At 64.0% G+C, this 17,539-nt stretch carries 14 protein-coding genes; 7 read left to right on the forward strand and 7 right to left on the reverse strand.

The genetic code is table 11. From position 1 onward, the window contains the following. Positions 1–11: 11 nt before the first annotated feature. The 3 genes from LJX93_RS11115 to LJX93_RS11125 are packed head-to-tail and all read left to right on the forward strand — an operon-like array spanning position 12 to position 2,960. Complete coding sequence (locus LJX93_RS11115; RefSeq protein WP_227697193.1) at positions 12–917, forward strand: class II glutamine amidotransferase; 906 nt, start codon at positions 12–14, stop codon at positions 915–917. A 27-nt stretch (positions 918–944) separates the two neighbouring features. Next, positions 945–1,619: a protein glxC gene (locus LJX93_RS11120; protein ID WP_047583883.1), complete on the forward strand. Its 675-nt coding sequence runs from the start codon at positions 945–947 to the stop codon at positions 1,617–1,619. A 15-nt stretch (positions 1,620–1,634) separates the two neighbouring features. Next, entirely contained in the window at positions 1,635–2,960 is a 1,326-nt protein-coding gene (locus LJX93_RS11125; protein WP_033697307.1) for an FMN-binding glutamate synthase family protein, read from the forward strand. 98 nt (positions 2,961–3,058) lie between these two features. On the opposite strand, the gene LJX93_RS11130 is transcribed toward LJX93_RS11125, so the two are convergent. From LJX93_RS11130 to LJX93_RS11145, 4 genes are all read right to left on the reverse strand, one after another. After that, positions 3,059–4,309: an OprD family porin gene (locus tag LJX93_RS11130; RefSeq protein ID WP_227697194.1), complete on the reverse strand. Its 1,251-nt coding sequence runs from the start codon at positions 4,307–4,309 to the stop codon at positions 3,059–3,061. A 36-nt stretch (positions 4,310–4,345) separates the two neighbouring features. Beyond that, positions 4,346–5,650, reverse strand: a complete 1,305-nt coding sequence (locus LJX93_RS11135; RefSeq protein ID WP_033697309.1) for a CitMHS family transporter — start codon at positions 5,648–5,650, stop codon at positions 4,346–4,348. A 112-nt stretch (positions 5,651–5,762) separates the two neighbouring features. Beyond that, positions 5,763–7,079: a C4-dicarboxylate transporter DctA gene (dctA, locus tag LJX93_RS11140; RefSeq protein WP_033697310.1), complete on the reverse strand. Its 1,317-nt coding sequence runs from the start codon at positions 7,077–7,079 to the stop codon at positions 5,763–5,765. A gap of 62 nt (positions 7,080–7,141) precedes the next feature. Further along, positions 7,142–8,212: a 4-oxalomesaconate tautomerase gene (locus LJX93_RS11145; protein ID WP_077068377.1), complete on the reverse strand. Its 1,071-nt coding sequence runs from the start codon at positions 8,210–8,212 to the stop codon at positions 7,142–7,144. Positions 8,213–8,359: 147 nt separating this feature from the next. Here LJX93_RS11145 and LJX93_RS11150 point away from each other — a divergent pair, with 147 nt between their 5' ends. Continuing rightward, positions 8,360–9,253, forward strand: coding sequence for a LysR family transcriptional regulator (locus LJX93_RS11150; protein ID WP_033697311.1), 894 nt, complete (start codon positions 8,360–8,362; stop codon positions 9,251–9,253). Between the two features lie 83 nt (positions 9,254–9,336). Here LJX93_RS11150 and LJX93_RS11155 read toward each other — a convergent pair whose 3' ends face one another. Together LJX93_RS11155 and LJX93_RS11160 are read right to left on the reverse strand one after the other, a co-directional pair. Further along, positions 9,337–10,749 (reverse strand): purine-cytosine permease family protein, encoded by a 1,413-nt coding sequence (locus tag LJX93_RS11155; protein WP_033697312.1) that lies wholly within the window; start codon positions 10,747–10,749, stop codon positions 9,337–9,339. Positions 10,750–11,064: 315 nt separating this feature from the next. Further along, positions 11,065–11,517, reverse strand: coding sequence for an Lrp/AsnC family transcriptional regulator (locus tag LJX93_RS11160; RefSeq protein ID WP_033697313.1), 453 nt, complete (start codon positions 11,515–11,517; stop codon positions 11,065–11,067). Positions 11,518–11,627: 110 nt separating this feature from the next. Between LJX93_RS11160 and LJX93_RS11165 the strand changes: the two genes are divergently transcribed. The 3 genes from LJX93_RS11165 to LJX93_RS11175 all read left to right on the forward strand — a co-directional run bounded on the left by LJX93_RS11165 (position 11,628) and on the right by LJX93_RS11175 (position 15,193). After that, on the forward strand, positions 11,628–12,242 hold the full coding sequence (locus LJX93_RS11165; protein WP_047583884.1) for a LysE family translocator: 615 nt from the start codon (positions 11,628–11,630) through the stop codon (positions 12,240–12,242). Between the two features lie 66 nt (positions 12,243–12,308). Continuing rightward, positions 12,309–12,941, forward strand: a complete 633-nt coding sequence (locus LJX93_RS11170) for a LysE family translocator (RefSeq protein ID WP_033697315.1) — start codon at positions 12,309–12,311, stop codon at positions 12,939–12,941. A gap of 86 nt (positions 12,942–13,027) precedes the next feature. Next, entirely contained in the window at positions 13,028–15,193 is a 2,166-nt protein-coding gene (locus tag LJX93_RS11175) for a response regulator (RefSeq protein ID WP_227697195.1), read from the forward strand. Between the two features lie 7 nt (positions 15,194–15,200). Here the strand turns inward: LJX93_RS11175 and LJX93_RS11180 are convergent, their stop codons facing one another. Next, positions 15,201–17,384, reverse strand: coding sequence for a response regulator (locus LJX93_RS11180; RefSeq protein WP_033697317.1), 2,184 nt, complete (start codon positions 17,382–17,384; stop codon positions 15,201–15,203). Positions 17,385–17,539: the final 155 nt, after the last annotated feature.

Here is a 17,539-nt window from a genome sequence, read left to right on the forward strand (position 1 = left end):
GGAGCAACACCATGTGTGGAATCGTAGGCCTGTACCTGAAAAAGCCGGCGCTGGAAGCCCAGCTCGGCAAACTCTTCGAACCCATGCTGCAGGCCATGACCGACCGTGGCCCGGACAGCGCCGGCTTTGCCATCTATGGCGATGAAGTAGCCGATGGCTGGGTCAAGCTGACCTTGCAGGCGAGCGCTGTGGACTATCCGTGGGCGGCGCTGATGGGGCAACTGGAAGGGCGCCTGGGCTGCTCGCTGGACTGGTTCCAGAACGCCAGCGCCGCCGTGCTCAAGGTGCACACTTGCGAAGCGGCCGCCCGTGCAGCCTTGGCCGAACTGGCCGCCGACGTGCGCATCATGAGCGCCGGGCAGAGCATCGAAATCCTCAAGGGCATGGGCCTGCCGGCCGAGATCTCTAGCCGCTTCGGCCTGGCCGGCATGCAAGGCAGCCACATCATCGGCCACACCCGCATGGCCACTGAAAGTGCAGTGACCCTGGAAGGCAGCCATCCGTTTTCCACCGGCGTCGACCTGTGCCTGGTGCACAACGGCTCGCTGTCCAACCACTTCCGCCTGCGCCAGGAGCTGAAACGCGAAGGCATCAGCTTCGAGACCGACAACGACACCGAAGTGGCGGCTGGCTACCTGGCCTGGCGCCTGCAGCAAGGCGACAGCCTGGCACAGGCCCTGGATGGCGCCCTGCAAGACCTGGACGGCTTCTTTACCTTCGCCATCGGCACCCGCAACGGCTTTGCCGTGATCCGCGACCCGATTGCCTGCAAGCCGGCGGTGCTCGCCGAAACCGACGACTACGTGGCCATGGCCTCCGAGTACCAGGCCCTGGCCAGCCTGCCAGGCATTGAAAACGCCAAGGTCTGGGAACCAGCACCGGCCACCTTGTACGTCTGGGAGCGCGAAAGCGCCTGACCTGTCACCGACTCACTGGAGCACCTCATGAAAACGATCGACCTTTCCAGCGCCTCGGTGCGCGAACTCAACCAGGCCCTGCATGGCGACGTGCAGGACCGCGAGTGGCGGGTCAGCCGCCCGGACGGCAAGCACAACCTGGCCGTGGGCATCAACCAGCCGGTGTCGGTGGATATCGACGGCCACGCCGGCTACTACTGCGCCGGCATGAATCAACAGGCCAGCGTCACCGTGCACGGCAACGTCGGCGTGGGGGTGGCCGAGAACATGATGTCCGGCTCGGTGCGGGTCAAGGGCAGTGCCTCGCAGGCAGCCGGCGCCACGGCCCACGGCGGGCTCTTGGTGATCGAGGGCGATGCCGGGGCACGCTGCGGCATTTCGATGAAGGGTGTGGACATCGTGGTCGGCGGCAGCATCGGCCACATGAGCTGCTTCATGGGCCAGGCCGGGCGCCTGGTGGTATGCGGCGATGCCGGCGATGCGCTGGGCGACTCACTGTACGAGGTGCGCATCTACGTCAAAGGCTCGGTGCAGTCGCTAGGCTCGGACTGCATCGAAAAAGAGATGCGTGCCGAGCACTTGCAAGAGCTGCAGGCGTTGCTCAACGAGGCGGGCCTGGAGCACAAGGCCGCCGATTTCAAACGCTACGGCTCGGCCCGTCAGCTGTACAACTTCAAAGTCGACAACGCCAGCGCGTACTGATCCAGGAGCCTACCCATGAGCGAACAATTCCCCCCGGTACTGCGTGAATCGGCCACCTTCGATCGCCTGACCATCCAGGAAATCCAGCGTGCCGCCGAAACCGGCATCTACGACATCCGCGGCGGCGGCACCAAGCGCCGTGTGCCGCACTTCGACGACTTGCTGCTGCTGGGCGCCAGCGTGTCGCGCTACCCGCTCGAAGGCTACCGCGAAAAGTGCGGCACCGATGTGGTGCTCGGCAACCGTTTTGCCAAGAAGCCGATCCACCTGAAGATCCCCGTGACCATTGCCGGCATGAGCTTCGGCGCGCTGTCGGCCAATGCCAAGGAAGCATTGGGCCGGGGTGCGACCATCGCAGGTACCAGTACCACCACCGGCGACGGCGGCATGACCCCGGAAGAGCGTGGCCAGTCGCAGCACCTGGTGTACCAGTACCTGCCGTCGCGCTATGGCATGAACCCCGACGACCTGCGCAAGGCCGATGCCATCGAGATCGTCCTCGGCCAGGGCGCCAAACCGGGCGGCGGCGGCATGTTGCTGGGCATGAAGGTTACCGAGCGGGTGGCCGGCATGCGCACCTTGCCGATCGGCGTAGACCAGCGCAGCGCCTGCCGCCACCCAGACTGGACCGGCCCGGACGACCTGGCGATCAAGATTGCCGAGCTGCGCGAGATCACAGACTGGGAGAAACCCATCTACGTGAAAATCGGCGCCAGCCGCCCGTACTACGACGTCAAGCTGGCGGTGAAGGCCGGCGCCGACGTGATCGTGCTCGACGGCATGCAGGGCGGTACCGCCGCGACCCAGGAGGTGTTCATCGAGCATGTCGGCATTCCCATCTTGCCGGCCATCCCGCAGGCGGTGCAGGCGCTGCAGGAGATGGGCATGCACCGCAAGGTGCAACTGATCGTCTCGGGTGGTATCCGCAACGGTGCCGACGTGGCCAAGGCCATGGCCCTGGGGGCTGACGCCGTGGCCATCGGCACCGCCGCGCTGATCGCCCTGGGTGACAACCACCCGCGGCTGGATGAGCAGTTGAAGGCGATCGGCTCTGCGGCTGGTTTTTACGATGACTGGCAGAACGGCCGTGACCCGGCGGGCATCACCACCCAGGACCCGGAACTGGCCAAGCGCCTGAACCCGGAGGAGGCCGGCCGGCGGCTGGCCAACTACCTGCGCGTGCTGGTGCTTGAGGCGCAGACCATGGCCCGCGCCTGTGGCAAGTCGCACCTGCATAACCTCGACCCGGAGGACCTGGTGGCGTTGACTGTGGAGGCGGCGGCGATGGCTCGGGTACCACTGGCGGGCACCGCCTGGGTGCCCGGGCAAACGCAGTACTGATGCGGCCCTTTCGCGGCACAAGGCCGCTCCCACAGGGACCGCGCAGTGCCCGTACCTGTGGGAGCGGCCTTGTGCCGCGAATGGCTGCAAATCAGGCCCTACCAGAGCGCGATGTCATAGGTCAGGTAGACCCGGTTACTGTCCCGTCCCCGGGAATAATCAGCGCGGTAGACGTAGTTGCGCAGCTTCACTCCCAGCCCCTTGAATGTGCCCGCCTGCACGACGTAGGCCAGTTCGCTGTCGCGCTCCCATTCACGTGCCCCGGCATCACCTGCCTTGTCGTTGTCACCGCTCAGGTAGCGGCTCATGAAGGTCAGCCCAGGCACACCGGCTGCCGCGAAGTTGTAGGCGTAACTGACCATCCAGGTCTTCTCGTCTTCTTCAATGAACTTGCCGATACCGACGTTGCTGAACGAGTACACGGTGGCGCCGCTGATGTAGGGCAGCCCGGCAACCCCATCGAGCACCTGATAACCCGCACCCACGGTGTGGCCGCTGTGGGCATAGCTGAGCTGGCCGCTGAGCATGTCGTTATCAATGGGGCCACCCTGCGCTGCGCCATCGTCGCGGCTCTTGAAGTAACGCACATCACTGGCCAGCACGCCCCCTGCCAGCGGCAGTTCATGGGCAATGCCGGCAAAGTCCTGGCGGTAGAAGTTGTTCAGCTCGCCGCGAAAGTAGCTCAATCGCAGGGTTTTGCTCACTGCGTAATCGGCACCGGCATAGCTGAAATCCGCCGATGCATCGCCGCTGTAGCCATCGGCGAACAGGCCAGTGCTGTCGGACGAATCGCGCTGCTTGAAACGCTGCAGATGGCCACCGGTCAAGGTCAACCCGTCAATATCGCTGGAGACCAGCTGGGTGCCCTGGTAGGTCTGCGGCAGCAGGCGCGCGTCGTTGTACACCAATACCGGTGTCTTGGGCAGCAACGTACCGTGCTTGATCACGGTCTTGCCCAGCCGGGCCTTGGCGGTGACCCCGGCACTGGCAAACTCATTGGCCGCGCGGCCATCGTCATGCACCGGCAACAAGCCGGTACCGCTGCGCCCGCGGCCCGAGTCCAGCCTGACGCCCACCAGTGCCATGGCATCCAGGCCTACCCCTAGCGTGCCTTGTGTGAACCCGGATGCGTAATCCAGCAAGAACCCTTGCGCCCATTCCACCCGTTCACTTTTTGCCGTAGCAGCACGTGTGCTGAGGCCTTGCTCGTCGCGAAAGTTCTCGTTGAAGTACACGTTGCGCAATTGCAGCTTGAGTGCGCTGTCTTCGATGAAACCAGCAGCGTGGGTCAGGGGCACATGGGCAAGCAGCAGGCCGCACGCAGCCCTGCGGAGAATGACTTGGGTCATGGTCCGGATACTCTCTTGTTATTGTGGGTTGGGCACTCAGACGAAGAACGACAGCGCTCCGGTCAGCAGCGCAATGGCAGTAATGACCAGCGAGGTGAGCACGGCCCACTTGACCGTGGCTTTCTGGAAGTCGCCGATATCCCGGTCGACCATGCCTACCAGCAACAAGGTCGAGGCCACCAGCGGGCTCATCAGGTGCACCGGCTGGCCGAGCACCGAGGCGCGGGCGATCTCTACCGGGTCGATGCCATACGCTGCGGCGGCATTGGCCAGGATCGGCACCACACCGAAGTAATAGGCATCGTTGGAGAGCACGAAGGTCAGCGGCATGCTGGTAATGGCCACCACCAGCGGGAACCAGTGGCCCCAGGATGGCGGAATCCAGTCGACCAAGGTCTGCGCCAGCGCATCGACCATCTTGGTGCCGGAGAAGATGCCCGCGAAGATGCCTGCGGCAAATACCAGCAGTACGACGGTCATGGCATTGCCGGAGTGCGCCAGTATCCGCTCCTTCTGCACATTCAGTTGCGGGTAGTTGATCATCAGCGCGGCGACAAAACCAATCATGAACAGAATCGCGGCGTGCATCACCCCGGCTACCAGGGCGATCATCACTGCCACCACCAGCACCAGGTTGACGTAGGCCAGCCGTGGGCGCTTGTGCGGGGTCTCTTCCAGAATGGCCTTGATGTAGCAGTTGCCGCCGCCTGCTTGCAGTTGGATGTTGCCGATGCGCTTGCGCTCGGCGCGCCCCAGCAGAAATGCCGTGAACACCACCCAGGCGGCACCGCCGACCATGGTCGGCAGCATGGGGATGAAGTACTCGGACGCGTCCAGGCCCAGTGCCGCAATCGCCCGCGTCGCCGGCCCGCCCCAAGGGCTCAAGCCACTCATGATGCTCAGCGACAGCATGGCTACGGTGGCGAGGATCATCGGGTTCATGCCGATGCGTTTGTACAGCGGCAGCATGGCTGCGCAGGTGATCATGTAGGTGGTGGTGCCATCGCCGTCCAGCGCCACCAGCAGCGAGAGCAGGGCGGTACCGATGGCGATCTTTACCGGGTTGCCGTTGACACGCTTGAGGATCATGCGGATCAGCGGGTCGAACAGGCCGGCATCGATCATCAGGCCGAAGAACAGGATGGCGAACAGCAGCAATGCTGCCGAGGGTGCGACCATTTTCAGGCCGTCGAGCATCATTTTGCCAAGGTCGGGCGCGAAGCCTCCGATCACGGCGAACACGATCGGCACCAAGGTCAGGGCGACGATAGGCGACAAGCGTTTGCTCATGATCAGGTAGGTGAATGCCACCACCATGGTCAAACCCAGCAATGCCAGCATGGTTTTCTCTCTTGTTGTTATTGTCAGTGTGGCCGAACGCAAGGCAAACGGCGGTCTTGCCGCCCGGCGTCATGCCTGCCGGGCGGTGCGGTTAACGTAGGTGCAGCGGGGGTCAGCTTTGGCGGGTAGGCTCAGCGGCCGGCCAGGGGGCGTTCGGCTCGGCGACGGCGGTTGACGGCATTTTCCCGTCTGCCAGCATTTGCCTGAGTACCTGCCGGTCGCAAGCACCTTCGGACAGCGAGATGACCACGGTGGCCACGGCGTTGCTGGCCAGGCTGGTGAGGGCGCGTGCCTCTGACATGAAGCGGTCGATACCGATCAGCAGCGCCAGGCCGGCCAGTGGGATATCGTGGATCACCGTCAGCGTCGAAGCGAGCGCCACGAAACCGCTGCCCGTCACACCGGCGGCGCCTTTGGACGACAACAGCATGATCGCCAGCATGGTCAGCGTCTGGCCCAGGCTCAAGTCGATGTTGCACGCTTGCGCGATGAATACGGCGGCGAGCGACAGGTAGATCGCAGTGCCATCGAGGTTGAAGGAGTAGCCCGTGGGCAGCACCAGCCCGACCACGCCCTTCCTGCAACCCAGCGCCTGCAGCTTTTCCAGCATCCGTGGCAATACCGGCTCGGTAGACGAGGTGCCGAGTACCACCAGGAACTCCTCGCGGAAGAACCGCAACAGCTTCCACAAGCTGAAGCCGTGCAGCCGGCACAGGCCACCCAGTACCACCAGCACAAAGAATGCGCAGGCGATGTACAGGGTCATCACCAGCTTGGCCAAGGCGCCCAGCGAGGTAATGCCGTACTGGCCCACGGTAAAGGCCAGCGCGCCGAACGCACCGACCGGGGCAAAGCGCATCAGGTAGCCGAAGATGCGGAACACCATCTGCGAGGCGGACTCCAGCACGTTCAGCACAGGCTGGCCATGTTCGCCCATGGCCGACAGGGCAAACCCCGACAGCACCGCGATGAACAGCACCGGTAGCACTTCACCTTTGTTGAAAGCGCCCATGAAGGTGTCAGGGATGATGTGCATGAAGAAGTCGACCACGCCCAGCTTGGCCGCCGACGCGGTGTACTGGCTGAGGCCCGCCGTGCTCAACGTGGCAGGGTCGATGTTCATGCCCACGCCAGGCTGGAACACATGCACGGCCACCAGGCCGATTACCAGGCTGATCACCGTCAGCACCAGGAACAGCAGCAGCGTCTTGCTCATCAGGCGCCCCAGCGAGCGCTTGTCGGTCATGCCGGCAATGCCGGTGACGATGGTGCAGAACACCACGGGCGCGATCATCATCTTGATCAGCTTGATGAAGGCATCCCCCAGCGGCTTCAGCGCCACGGCCTGCTCGGCCCAGAGGTGGCCGACCAGTACACCCAGCAGCACGGCGCAGAGGATCTGAAAGTACAACGATTTGATGAGTTTCATGAGGCATCACCCATTGTTGAAATTGTGCGGATGCGCTTTGGGTTGAACATGTGCAGTACGCGCTAGCTGGCAAGGCGGCGCATTGTCGGGGCATACACGTAACCTGAGAAGAGCCGGCGGGCAGTGCGGATCACCGACGCTTGCAGCTTGCCGCCATCGCGGCTCAAGGCCACATCGATGACGCCGCTGGGGTGCTCCAGCCGTACTTCGGACAGTTGCAGGGCGTGCTCGCCCAACAGTTGGGCGGTCACGGTGCCGGGGGTCACGCAGGCCGTGGCCAGGCCAATCGCGCCAGTGATCGCCAGCGCACGGTGGCAGTTGTGCGGCATGAAGTAGCGCACCTGCAGCGTGCCGTCGCTGGTTGGCGGCGACACCACCACCGGTTTCGGGATCACCATGCCACGCACATCACCCAGGCCCATGGCCCGGCCCGCTTGCAACCGCAGGGCTTCCAGGCGCTCGAGCAGTGCGCTGTCGGCATCCAGGGCGGCAGGGCGCTCGTTACCGGCCAGGCCCAGCTGGCTGGCTTCGATGATCATCAGCGGCATGGCCATGTCGATGCAGGTGACGGCCGTGCCATCGAACACATCGCGGGCCTGCCCGGTGGGGAACAGTTTTCCAGTCTTGCTGCCGACCGCATCAAGGAAGGTCAGGTGGATCGGCGCGGCCGTGCCGGGTACGCCGTCGATAGCGGTGCGGCCTTCGTACTTGACGGTGCCGCCAGGGGTTTGCACCAGCGAGGTGACGAAGGTCTGGGTATTGAGGTTGCGAATGCGCACCAGGGTTTTGTCGCCTTGGGCTTTCACCAGCCCCTGTTCGATGGCAAATGGGCCGACCGCACACAACATGTTGCCGCAGTTAGGCGCGGTGTCGACGCGTCGCTCGGCGACCATGACCTGCACGAACAGGTAATCGACGTCGGCGTCAGGGTGCAGCGAGGGGCTGACGATCGCCACCTTGCTGGTTTGCGGGCTGCCACCACCGATGCCGTCGATTTCCAGCTCATGGCCAGACCCCATCAGGCTGATCAGTACTTCGTCGCGTTCCACCACATTGGCCGGCAGGTCCCAGGCATGGAAGAAAGGGCCTTTGGAGGTACCGCCGCGCATGAGCACACAAGGGATTCGTTGCATGACTACTGACTCTCGTTGATCAATTGGCATCATTGATGTGTTGAGAGAAAGAGTGACAGGCGTTGATAAATCAATCCAATGCAAATATCGTAGCGATTGATGCATGCAGTTGAATAATTGCCGACGCTATGACGTGGAGCCAAACCTGTGGAATATGAGCTGCAAGATATCCGTTCTTTCGTGAAAATCGCCGAACTCGGCAGCTTTCATGAAGCAGCTGAGGCCCTGCACCTTTCCCAGCCAGCACTCAGCCGGCGGATCAAGAAGCTGGAAGAGGGCCTGGGCACGCCTTTGCTCGAACGCACCACGCGTCGGGTTGGCCTGACCAGTGTCGGCCGTGATTTCCTGCCCAAGGCGCGGCGCCTGCTCGATGATTTCGAAGACTCGATCCTGAGTATTCGCGAACTGGCCGAGCGCCAGACCGGACAAGTCACCCTGGCGTGCATCCCGACGGCGGCGTTCTACTTCCTGCCCACCGTGATTCGCCAGTACAACGAGCAATACCCGAAAATCCGCATCCGCCTGCTCGACCTCAGCGCCAACGATGGCCTTGAAGCGGTCTTGCGCGGCGAGGCCGATTTCGGCATCAACATGATGAGTGGCCAGCACCCGGACATCGAGTTTGTGCCGCTGGTCAACGAGCATTTCGTGCTGGCCTGCCGCCGCGATCATGAACTGGCAAGCCGCGAATCGGTGACTTGGACGCAGCTGGCTGACCACCGCCTGATCGGCGTGGGGCGCCTGAGTGGTAACCGCATGCTGCTGGACCACGCCTTGTCGGGGCTCAACATACGGCCCAAATGGTTTTATGAGGTGCAGCACCTGTCCACTTCGCTCGGCATGGTCGAGGCAGGGCTTGGTGTGTCTGCGATGCCCAGCCTGGCCATGCCGGCAGCGGACCACCCGACCCTGGTCAGCGTGCCCCTGACCGACCCACAGGTGACGCGCACTCTGGGCCTGGTCTATCGGCGCGGGGCTTCGCTGTCGCCGGCTGCAGAAAAGTTCGTGTCGATCCTGCTGGAAAAATGGCGGGGCGGCTAAAAACGCCGTGCGGGGGTCAGAAACAAGCCGGCCCGTGTCGCCACGGGCCGGCTGCAGGTGATGCCGGTTGGCTCAGCGGGCGATCACACGCCCACCGCCAGCTTGGCACTGGTCTGCCGACGACGATAGGCACTGTCGCGGCTCGCCAGCCACCCGTACAGCGGCGAGGTGACCAGCAGCCCGACCACCCACGACAGGTCGGCGCCGTTGATGTGCTCGGAGATCGGCCCGACGTACAGCGGCGTGTTCATGAACGGGATCTGCACCACGATGCCCACCGCATAGGCAATCAGCGCCTGGGGGTTGTAGCGCCCGTAGATGCCGCCATCGACCTTGAAGATCGACTGGATGTCGTAGTCGCCCTTGTGGATCACATAGAAGTCGATCAGGTTGATCGCGGTCCAGGGCACCAGCACCACCAGCAGCACCAGCACCATGTCGACGAAGTGGCCGATGAAGTCCTTCGAGGCGAACACGGCTACTACACTGCAAGCCGTCAGCACGATCAGCGACAGCACCGCGCGGCTCTTGGCGGTGGGGATCCAGCGGTGGGCGAAGGTCTGGATCAGGGTGATGATCGACAGCACCGCGCCGTACAGGTTGAGGGCGTTGTGGCTGATCACGCTGAGCAGGAACAGCACCAGCATGATCGGGCCGAGGGTGCCGGTGGCGAGCTTGACCGCGTCCATGGTGTCCATGCCGGCCGGGATCGCCAGCACCGCCACGGCGCCGAAGATGAACGACAGGCTCGAACCCAGGGCCGAGCCCAGGTACGTGGTCCAGAAGGTCGATGAGACCTTCACGTCAGCCGGCAGGTAGCGCGAGTAATCCGACACGTAAGGGGCAAAGGCAATCTGCCACAGCGCCGCCAGCGACACGGTGGCCAGCCAGCCGGCCAGGTTGAAGCCGCCGCGGGTCAGGAAGTCGTCGCTTTGCACATGGCTGAAGATGTAGCCGAAGCCGACCACGATGCCGATGCCGAGCACCCAGGTGCCGATGCGGTTGAGCACGTGGATGAAGCGGTAGCCGATGATGCCGATGATGCCCGACCCCAGCGCACCGATGACGATACCCACCGGTACCGGCACGGCCTCGACCACACCATGCAGCGACTTGCCGGCCAGGACGATGTTGGAGGCGAAGAAGCCGATGTACATCACCCCGGCGATCACCACCACCAGCAGCGCGCCGAGCGAGCCGAACTGGGCGCGGCTCTGGATCATCTGCGGGATGCCCATCTGCGGGCCCTGGGCCGAGTGCAGCGCCATCAACACCCCGCCGACCAGGTGGCCGACCAGGATGGCGATGATGCCCCACACCAGGTTCAGGTGAAACAACTGCACGCCCAGCGCGCCGGTGACGATGGGCAGCGGCGCGATGTTGCCGCCGAACCACAATGTGAACAGATCCCTTACCTTTCCATGGCGGTCTTGCGGGGGCACGTAGCCGATCGTGTGTTTTTCTATAAGGGGTGCCGTGTTGGCTGCACTGGTCATGACTGACTCCAAGGCAAGGTGGGGCAGGGGGTACTGCCCGGGGGCGTGCCGGCGAAGGGCAACGCGTTCTTGTTGGAGGGATGATGCGGGGAGTCGGGATAACGAGAAATTAGTAAATATGTGCCCATAAACCTTAAAAAACCTAAGGCTGACAAAAGGTTAAGGGACGAGTGGTAGCAAGGAGCGGGCCACCGCGCTGAAAGCCTTGAGCGTGGGGGCTGCAGGCTGTCGGGAAACAGCACAGGTGAGCCGGCGTGGTGCGGCGTGCGCGTTTCCAGTGCAGGTGAACAGGCGGTAGATAATCAGAAATTGTCACTACATCGGTAACAGCCGATCCTGAATCACTTCCTTCATCACCAATGTCGAACTCAGCCGCTTCACATTGGGAATGCTGGTCAGGTGCTCGTCATACAGCTTCTGAAACGCTGGCAGGTCCTTCGCCACCACGTGCAGCAGGTAATCCGGGTCACCGAACAACCGCTGCGCCTCGACGATCTGGGGGATCTCGGCTAGCGCCGCCTCGAAGTCCGCCACCGGCTGGCGCGTCACCTCGCGCAAGGTGACGAACACCAGCGCGGCAAAGTTAAGCCCCAGCGCGGCCGGTGCCAGGCGCGCGTGGTACCCGAGAATGGCGCCGGCGTCTTCCAGCGCCTTCAGGCGACGATGGCAGGGCGACAAGCTCAACCCTACGCGGTCAGCCAGCTCGGTCACCGACAGGCGCCCATCTTTTTGCAGCTCGGCAAGGATTTTTCGATCTGTCCGGTCCATTGAGAAGAATCTTCCAGTATTTATATGTTGGTTGGGAATATACGAAAGAAAATGCCCCGACGGAATCCGTAATCTTTCTGCACACCAAGACAACACTAAGGAAGATTCAAGTGGCAATCAGTGTGCTGACGGCGTTCTGGGCCGTGTCGTTGCTGTTCGTGATCACCCCAGGGGCGGACTGGGCGTATGCCATCTCCGCGGGCATGCGCGGGCGCTGGGTGATGCCTGCGGTGGCAGGCATGTTGTCGGGGCACTTCCTGGCAACCCTGGTGGTGGCTGCTGGCGTGGGCAGCCTGCTCGCTGGGCACCCGCTGGCGCTGATGTTGCTGACGCTGGCGGGCTGTACCTACTTGCTGTGGCTGGGCGGCAACCTGCTGCTGAGCCCGGGTGTGCCGCAGGCGGGGCAGGACGGCGTGGGGGACTCCGGTTCGCGCTGGGCATTGAAGGGCTTTTGCGTGAGTGGGCTGAACCCGAAGGTGTTCCTGCTGTTTCTTGCCCTGTTGCCGCAATTCACCGACCCACACTCCAGCTGGCCCGTGCCGCTGCAGATCCTGTTGCTCGGGCTGGTGCACCTGTGCAGCTCGCTGGTGATCTATTCGCTGGTGGGCTATGGCGCCAAGGCCGTACTGAGTACCCGGCCTGGGGCAGCGAAGATGGTCGGGCGGGTATCGGGCCTTGCCATGATCGCGGTGGCCCTGGGGCTGATTGCCGGGCAGTTGGGCTGAATCTACCGGCGCTGACGTGGCTCGGATACACTTGCCGCTTCTCTTCGCACAGCCAGGATGTGCCCCATGCCCGAAACCGCCCAACTGCTGACATTCGCGCTGATCTGCCTGGGCATGGTGCTGACGCCCGGGCCGAACATGATCTACCTGATTTCTCGTTCGATCTGCCAAGGCCGTAACGCCGGCTTGATATCCCTTGGCGGCGTGGCCCTGGGCTTCGTCATCTATATGCTCTGCGCGGCGCTGGGTATCACCGCGCTGGTGATGGCGGTGCCGTTTGCCTATGACGTGCTGCGCATCGGTGGCGCACTGTACTTGCTGTACCTGGCCTGGCAGGCGCTGCGGCCCGGCGGTAGCTCGCCATTTCAGGTACGTGAACTGCCTGCCGACAGCCCGCGGCGGCTGTTCACCATGGGTTTTGCCACCAGCCTGCTGAACCCCAAGATCGCGGTCATGTACCTGTCGCTGATGCCGCAGTTCATCGAGCCCGGTCACGGCAGTGTACTGGTGCAGTCGCTGGTGCTGGGCTGCACGCAAATCGCCATCAGCGTATCGGTCAATGCGCTGATCGCCGTGATGGCCGGTTCCATCGCCGTGTTTCTCGGCGGCCGGCCCGTGTGGCAGCAGGTTCAGCGCTGGCTGATGGGCACCGTACTGGCCGGCCTGGCCCTGCGCATGCTGGCCGAAGGGCGCCGCTGAACAACCGCTGATTTCTGTGGAACGAACCGTTGATTGCAACGCTCCTATCGTAAGATGGATAGCAAGGTGCCCGGGGCTTCCCAGACATGAACCTGTTACAGCAACGCGATGCGCACACTCCGCCACTGCATTTTCTGCTCAACGGCGGCACCATCGGTGGCCTGCTGCAGTCGATGGACTGGAGCAGTTCGCCGCTCGGCCCTCCCGAGCACTGGTCGCCCCACCTGCAGGCGGTAATGGCTACATTGCTGCCGGCCCAGGCGCAGTTCGTGCTGTTCTGGGGCGAAACTTACGTAGCGCTCTACAACGATGCCTATGCACCGACCATTGGTACCAAGCATCCCCAGGCACTGGGGCGCCCGGCTGAGGACAACTGGCGTGAGCTGTGGGACGACCTTGAGCCGCTGCTGCGTGGCGTGCGTGAGACCGGCCAGACGTTTTCAGCCAAGGACCGCCCATTCTATATAGAGCGTCGCGGTCTGGGTGAGACCGTGTACTTCGATGTCTCCTATTCCGCCGTGCGCGAAGCCGATGGCAGCGTTGGCGGGGTGTTGTGCCTCGTGACTGAAACCACCGAACGGGTTCGTTTCCAACAGCGCCAGGCGTTTTTGCTGGAGCTGGGCCGCACCTTGCCTGGGCTGGGTGAAGCGGAGCGTATCGAGGCCTATGTGGTGGCACGCCTCGCCCAGCACCTGGGGGCGACGCAGGTGTGTTTCGGCGAGGACCTGGGCGACGGCGCAGGTTACAAGGTTGCGCATGACTGGGCTGACGGCCTGCCTTCGAGGGTCGGCCAGCACCGCTACGCCACCTACGGGGCCTCGCTGCGTGAGCAGTTGGTGGCGGGCAAGGTGGTACAGCAGGCTTATGACAGCGCATCGGCGCCGCTGAGCGGCTTGTGTAGCACGCTGCATGTGCCGGTGCTGCGCGCCGGCCGCCTGGAAGCCATGCTTGCCGTGCACTTTCACACGCCACATCACTGCTTCGAAGACGAGTGCCAACTGGTCGAGGATGCCGCCAAGCAAGCCTGGGCGGCCATTACCCATGCCCGTGCAGAGCGTGCCCTGCACCTGCTCAACGAAAGCCTGGAGGAGCGCGTCGCGGCCGTGCTGGCCGAGCGTGAGGCGGCGATTCTGCAACTGCATGAAGCGCACAAGCTGGAGATGATCGGCCAGTTGACCGGTGGCATCGCCCATGACCTCAACAATATGCTCACGCCAATTATCGCCTCCTTCGAATTGATGCGTCGGCACCCGCAATCCGAGCGAGCTCCCCGCTTGATCGACGGTGGCCTGCAGGCCGCCGAGCGGGCGCGCAATCTGGTGGGGCGCTTGCTGAGTTTCGCCCGTCGACAAACCCTCAAGCCACAAGCCGTGTCGCTGGCTGCCTTGGTGGAGGACATGCGCGAACTTATGGCGCGCTCGCTTGGGCCGACCATTGCCGTGCAGGTGCAAGTCGACCCGTTGCTGCCCGCCGTGCTGGTCGATCCGCATCAACTGGAGCTGGCGCTGCTCAACCTGGTGGTCAATGCCCGCGACGCCATGGCCGGCGGCGGTGCCCTGAGCATCGTCGCCGGGCTCGATGCCGACGGCCCACCGCACCCGGCAGGCACTGCGGGCGCGCCGTTGGTCTGGCTGCAGGTTCGCGACAGTGGCAGCGGCATGAGCGATGAGCAGCTGCGCCGCTGCGTCGAGCCATTCTATTCCACCAAGGGCGTGGGCAAAGGCACCGGCCTTGGCTTGCCGATGGTGCAGGGGCTGGCGGTGCAGTCGGGTGGTGGCTTCGCGATTCGCTCGCAGCAGGGGGAGGGGACTGTGGCCACGCTGTGGTTGCCGATCAGCGATGTCACCGCAGTTGGCCGTGACAGTGACAGTGCAGAGGCGCCCCTGGCCGACCACGCCAGCCGAATTCTGTTGGTGGATGATGAGGAGATCGTGCGCCATGCCACGGCCTTGCAGTTGCGCGACCTGGGTTACGAGGTGTGCGAAGCGAGCAGTGCCGCAGCAGCGATGCAGCAGGTGGAGCAGGGCTGGCAGCCGGACGTGCTGGTGACTGACCACGTCATGGCCGACATGACCGGGGTGCGTTTTGCCCAACAGATGCGCGAGCGCCAGGCTGACCTGCCGGTGTTGATCATCACCGGCTATGCCAACCTTACACCCCGCGAGCTCAAGGGCTTCGAGGTGTTGCGCAAGCCGTACCGGCGCGCCGAGCTGGCGCAGAGTGTGGCGCGGTTGCTTGCCGCCCCGCGTTAGCCGCTGCTCAGCTGCCCAGCACCTTGGCCAGCATCTGGCACACCTGCTCGGCCGAGTACGGCTTGGCCAGGAAGGCAAAGCCCTGGTGGCCGCCTTCGGCAATCGCATCGCTGTAGCCCGAGGTGAGGATCACCGGCAGTTGCGGGCGTTGGCGCCGCAGTTCGCGGGCCAGCGCCAAGCCTCCCATGCCGGGCATGAGCACATCGGAAAACACGGCATCGAAATCGCCCGCCGGGCCGGCCAGCTGTGCCAGCGCCTCTTCCGCCGAGTTTGCCCAACTGATCCGGTAGCCGTGGTCCTCAAGGATCTGCGCGGTGAACGTGCAGAGATCGGGGTTGTCCTCCACCACCAGTATCCGCCCTCGCGCCTTGCCGACCTCGGGTTGGGTGGGGGCGGCGGTGACGTCGGCCGGTTCGGCAGGCGGGGCCTCTTGCGGCAGGTACAGGGTGAACGTTGTGCCTTCGCCCTCGACGCTGACCACGGCTACATCGCCACCGGACTGCTTGGCGAAACCGAACACCTGGGACAGGCCAAGCCCGGTCCCTTCACCGGGCGCCTTGGTGGTGAAGAAGGGGTCGAAAATGCGATCGAGCAACTGCGCGGCAATGCCGACGCCGCTGTCCACCACCGAAATGGCCGCAAAGGTGCCCGCCGGCGCCGGCTGGCCCCGTAGCGCCGGCATGTGCTGATCGGCCAACAGGCGCAGGCGCAAGGTGCCTTGGCCGGCCATGGCATCGCGGCCGTTGAGCATCAGGTTGATCACCGCCGTTTCCAGCTGGCTGAGGTCGGCGCGGATATGGCAAGGCGCGTCTGGCAGTTGCAGTTCCACCTTGATACGCGCCCCGGTGGCGGTATCGAGCATCTCGGCCATGGCCTCCAGGCGGGGCCCGGCCTCGAACACTTGCGGGCTCAATGCCTGCCGGCGGGCGAAGGCGAGCAACTGGCCGGTCAGTTTGGCGCCGCGGTCGACGGTGTCGGCCATGGTTTTCATGTAGCGTTCGCGACGGCTTTGCTCAAGGTCGGGGCGCTGCAGGAAGTGCAGCGACGAGCGAATGATGGTCAGCAGGTTGTTGAAGTCGTGCGCCACGCCACCGGTGAGCTGGCCGATGGCTTCGAGCTTTTGCGCCTGGCGCAACACGGCTTCGGTGTGCAGCAGTTGGCTGGTGCGTTGGTCGACGCGCTGTTCCAGCGTGGCATTGAGTGCCTCCAGCGCCGCCATTGCCTCGCGCACTTCGGCATGGGCCTGGACCCGCTGGATATGCGACCAGCAGCGCTCGGTCACCTCGCCGATCAAGCGCAGCTCGTAGCCGGTCCACACCCGGGGCGCCTTGTCGTGGATGGCCATCAGTGCGGTCAGGCGGCCGTCCTTGATCAGCGGCATGCAGATGGTCGCGGTGATGCCGATGGCCTGGAAGGTCGCCGCTTCTTCGGCGGCCAGTTCGCTGAGGTTGTCGTTGATCACCAGCGGCTCGCCAGCGCGCAATTGGCTGACTGCCAGGCGGCCGAAGTCGGCCAGGCGGTATTGGCCGATCAGCCGTGGTGAACCGGCTACCACGGCGTCGCCACAGATGTTGAAGCCATCCTGGTCGGCATCCATGACCGCGTAGGCGCAGCTGGAAAGCTGCAGGTGCTCAACCAGCATGCGCGTGGTGATGGCCATGATCCGCTCGGGGTCGGTGGCGTTGGCCACCTCCCGGCCCAGGCCGTCGAGGAAGTTGAGGCGCTGGCTGTTGACCACGCTGGTGGTAGTTTCGGTCACCGTGTCGAGCATGCCCAGCACGCTGCCGTCCTCGCCACGGATGGGGCTGTAGCAGAAGGTGAAATAGGCGCGCTCGGGGCCACCGTTGCGGTCGATGACCAGCGGGAAGTCTTCGATGAACACCGCTTCACCGGCCATGGCGCGACCGGCCATGGCGCCGATCTCGCCCCAGGCTTCCTGCCACACCTCGCTGAACGGGCGGCCCAGGGCCTGAGGCTTGCTGCCGAGAATCTCGGCGAAGGCGTCGTTGTACAGGGTAATCAGGTCATTGCCCCACAGCACTGCCTGCGGGAACCGCGAGCCCAGGCACAGGGCCACCGTCGTCTTGAGTGCACTGGGCCATGCCTGCAGCGGGCCAAGTGGGGTGCTGTGCCAATCATGCTGGCGGATGTGTTCGGCCATCAGCCCGCCGCCATCTAGCCATTTCGCCATGTGCTCTGCCGATCCTTACGCCTGGGAGCATAAGGGTGCACCGAGAATGGCCAATTGGCGAGGCCTTTATGTCGCCTGGTCCGGCCTTTTCGCGGGGCAAGCCCGCTCCCACAGGTGCCCCTCTGCATTCGGATTCAAAGGTGGCCTGTGGGAGC

The sequence above is a fragment of the Pseudomonas sp. HN2-3 genome, assembly GCF_020691745.1.
GTDB classification, from domain to species: domain Bacteria; phylum Pseudomonadota; class Gammaproteobacteria; order Pseudomonadales; family Pseudomonadaceae; genus Aquipseudomonas; species Aquipseudomonas capeferrum.

What these genes read in the sequence shown, in the direction of transcription:
- LJX93_RS11125 (WP_033697307.1), top strand. Translation starts at nt 1,635, where the DNA reads ATGAGCGAACAATTCCCCCCGGTACTGCGTGAATCGGCCACCTTCGAT.
- LJX93_RS11135 (WP_033697309.1), bottom strand. Translation starts at nt 5,650, where the DNA reads ATGCTGGCATTGCTGGGTTTGACCATGGTGGTGGCATTCACCTACCTG.
- LJX93_RS11175 (WP_227697195.1), top strand. Translation starts at nt 13,028, where the DNA reads ATGAACCTGTTACAGCAACGCGATGCGCACACTCCGCCACTGCATTTT.
- LJX93_RS11115 (WP_227697193.1), top strand. Translation starts at nt 12, where the DNA reads ATGTGTGGAATCGTAGGCCTGTACCTGAAAAAGCCGGCGCTGGAAGCC.
- LJX93_RS11155 (WP_033697312.1), bottom strand. Translation starts at nt 10,749, where the DNA reads ATGACCAGTGCAGCCAACACGGCACCCCTTATAGAAAAACACACGATC.
- LJX93_RS11160 (WP_033697313.1), bottom strand. Translation starts at nt 11,517, where the DNA reads ATGGACCGGACAGATCGAAAAATCCTTGCCGAGCTGCAAAAAGATGGG.
- LJX93_RS11180 (WP_033697317.1), bottom strand. Translation starts at nt 17,384, where the DNA reads ATGGCGAAATGGCTAGATGGCGGCGGGCTGATGGCCGAACACATCCGC.
- LJX93_RS11130 (WP_227697194.1), bottom strand. Translation starts at nt 4,309, where the DNA reads ATGACCCAAGTCATTCTCCGCAGGGCTGCGTGCGGCCTGCTGCTTGCC.
- LJX93_RS11170 (WP_033697315.1), top strand. Translation starts at nt 12,309, where the DNA reads ATGCCCGAAACCGCCCAACTGCTGACATTCGCGCTGATCTGCCTGGGC.
- dctA (WP_033697310.1), bottom strand. Translation starts at nt 7,079, where the DNA reads ATGAAACTCATCAAATCGTTGTACTTTCAGATCCTCTGCGCCGTGCTG.
- LJX93_RS11120 (WP_047583883.1), top strand. Translation starts at nt 945, where the DNA reads ATGAAAACGATCGACCTTTCCAGCGCCTCGGTGCGCGAACTCAACCAG.
- LJX93_RS11145 (WP_077068377.1), bottom strand. Translation starts at nt 8,212, where the DNA reads ATGCAACGAATCCCTTGTGTGCTCATGCGCGGCGGTACCTCCAAAGGC.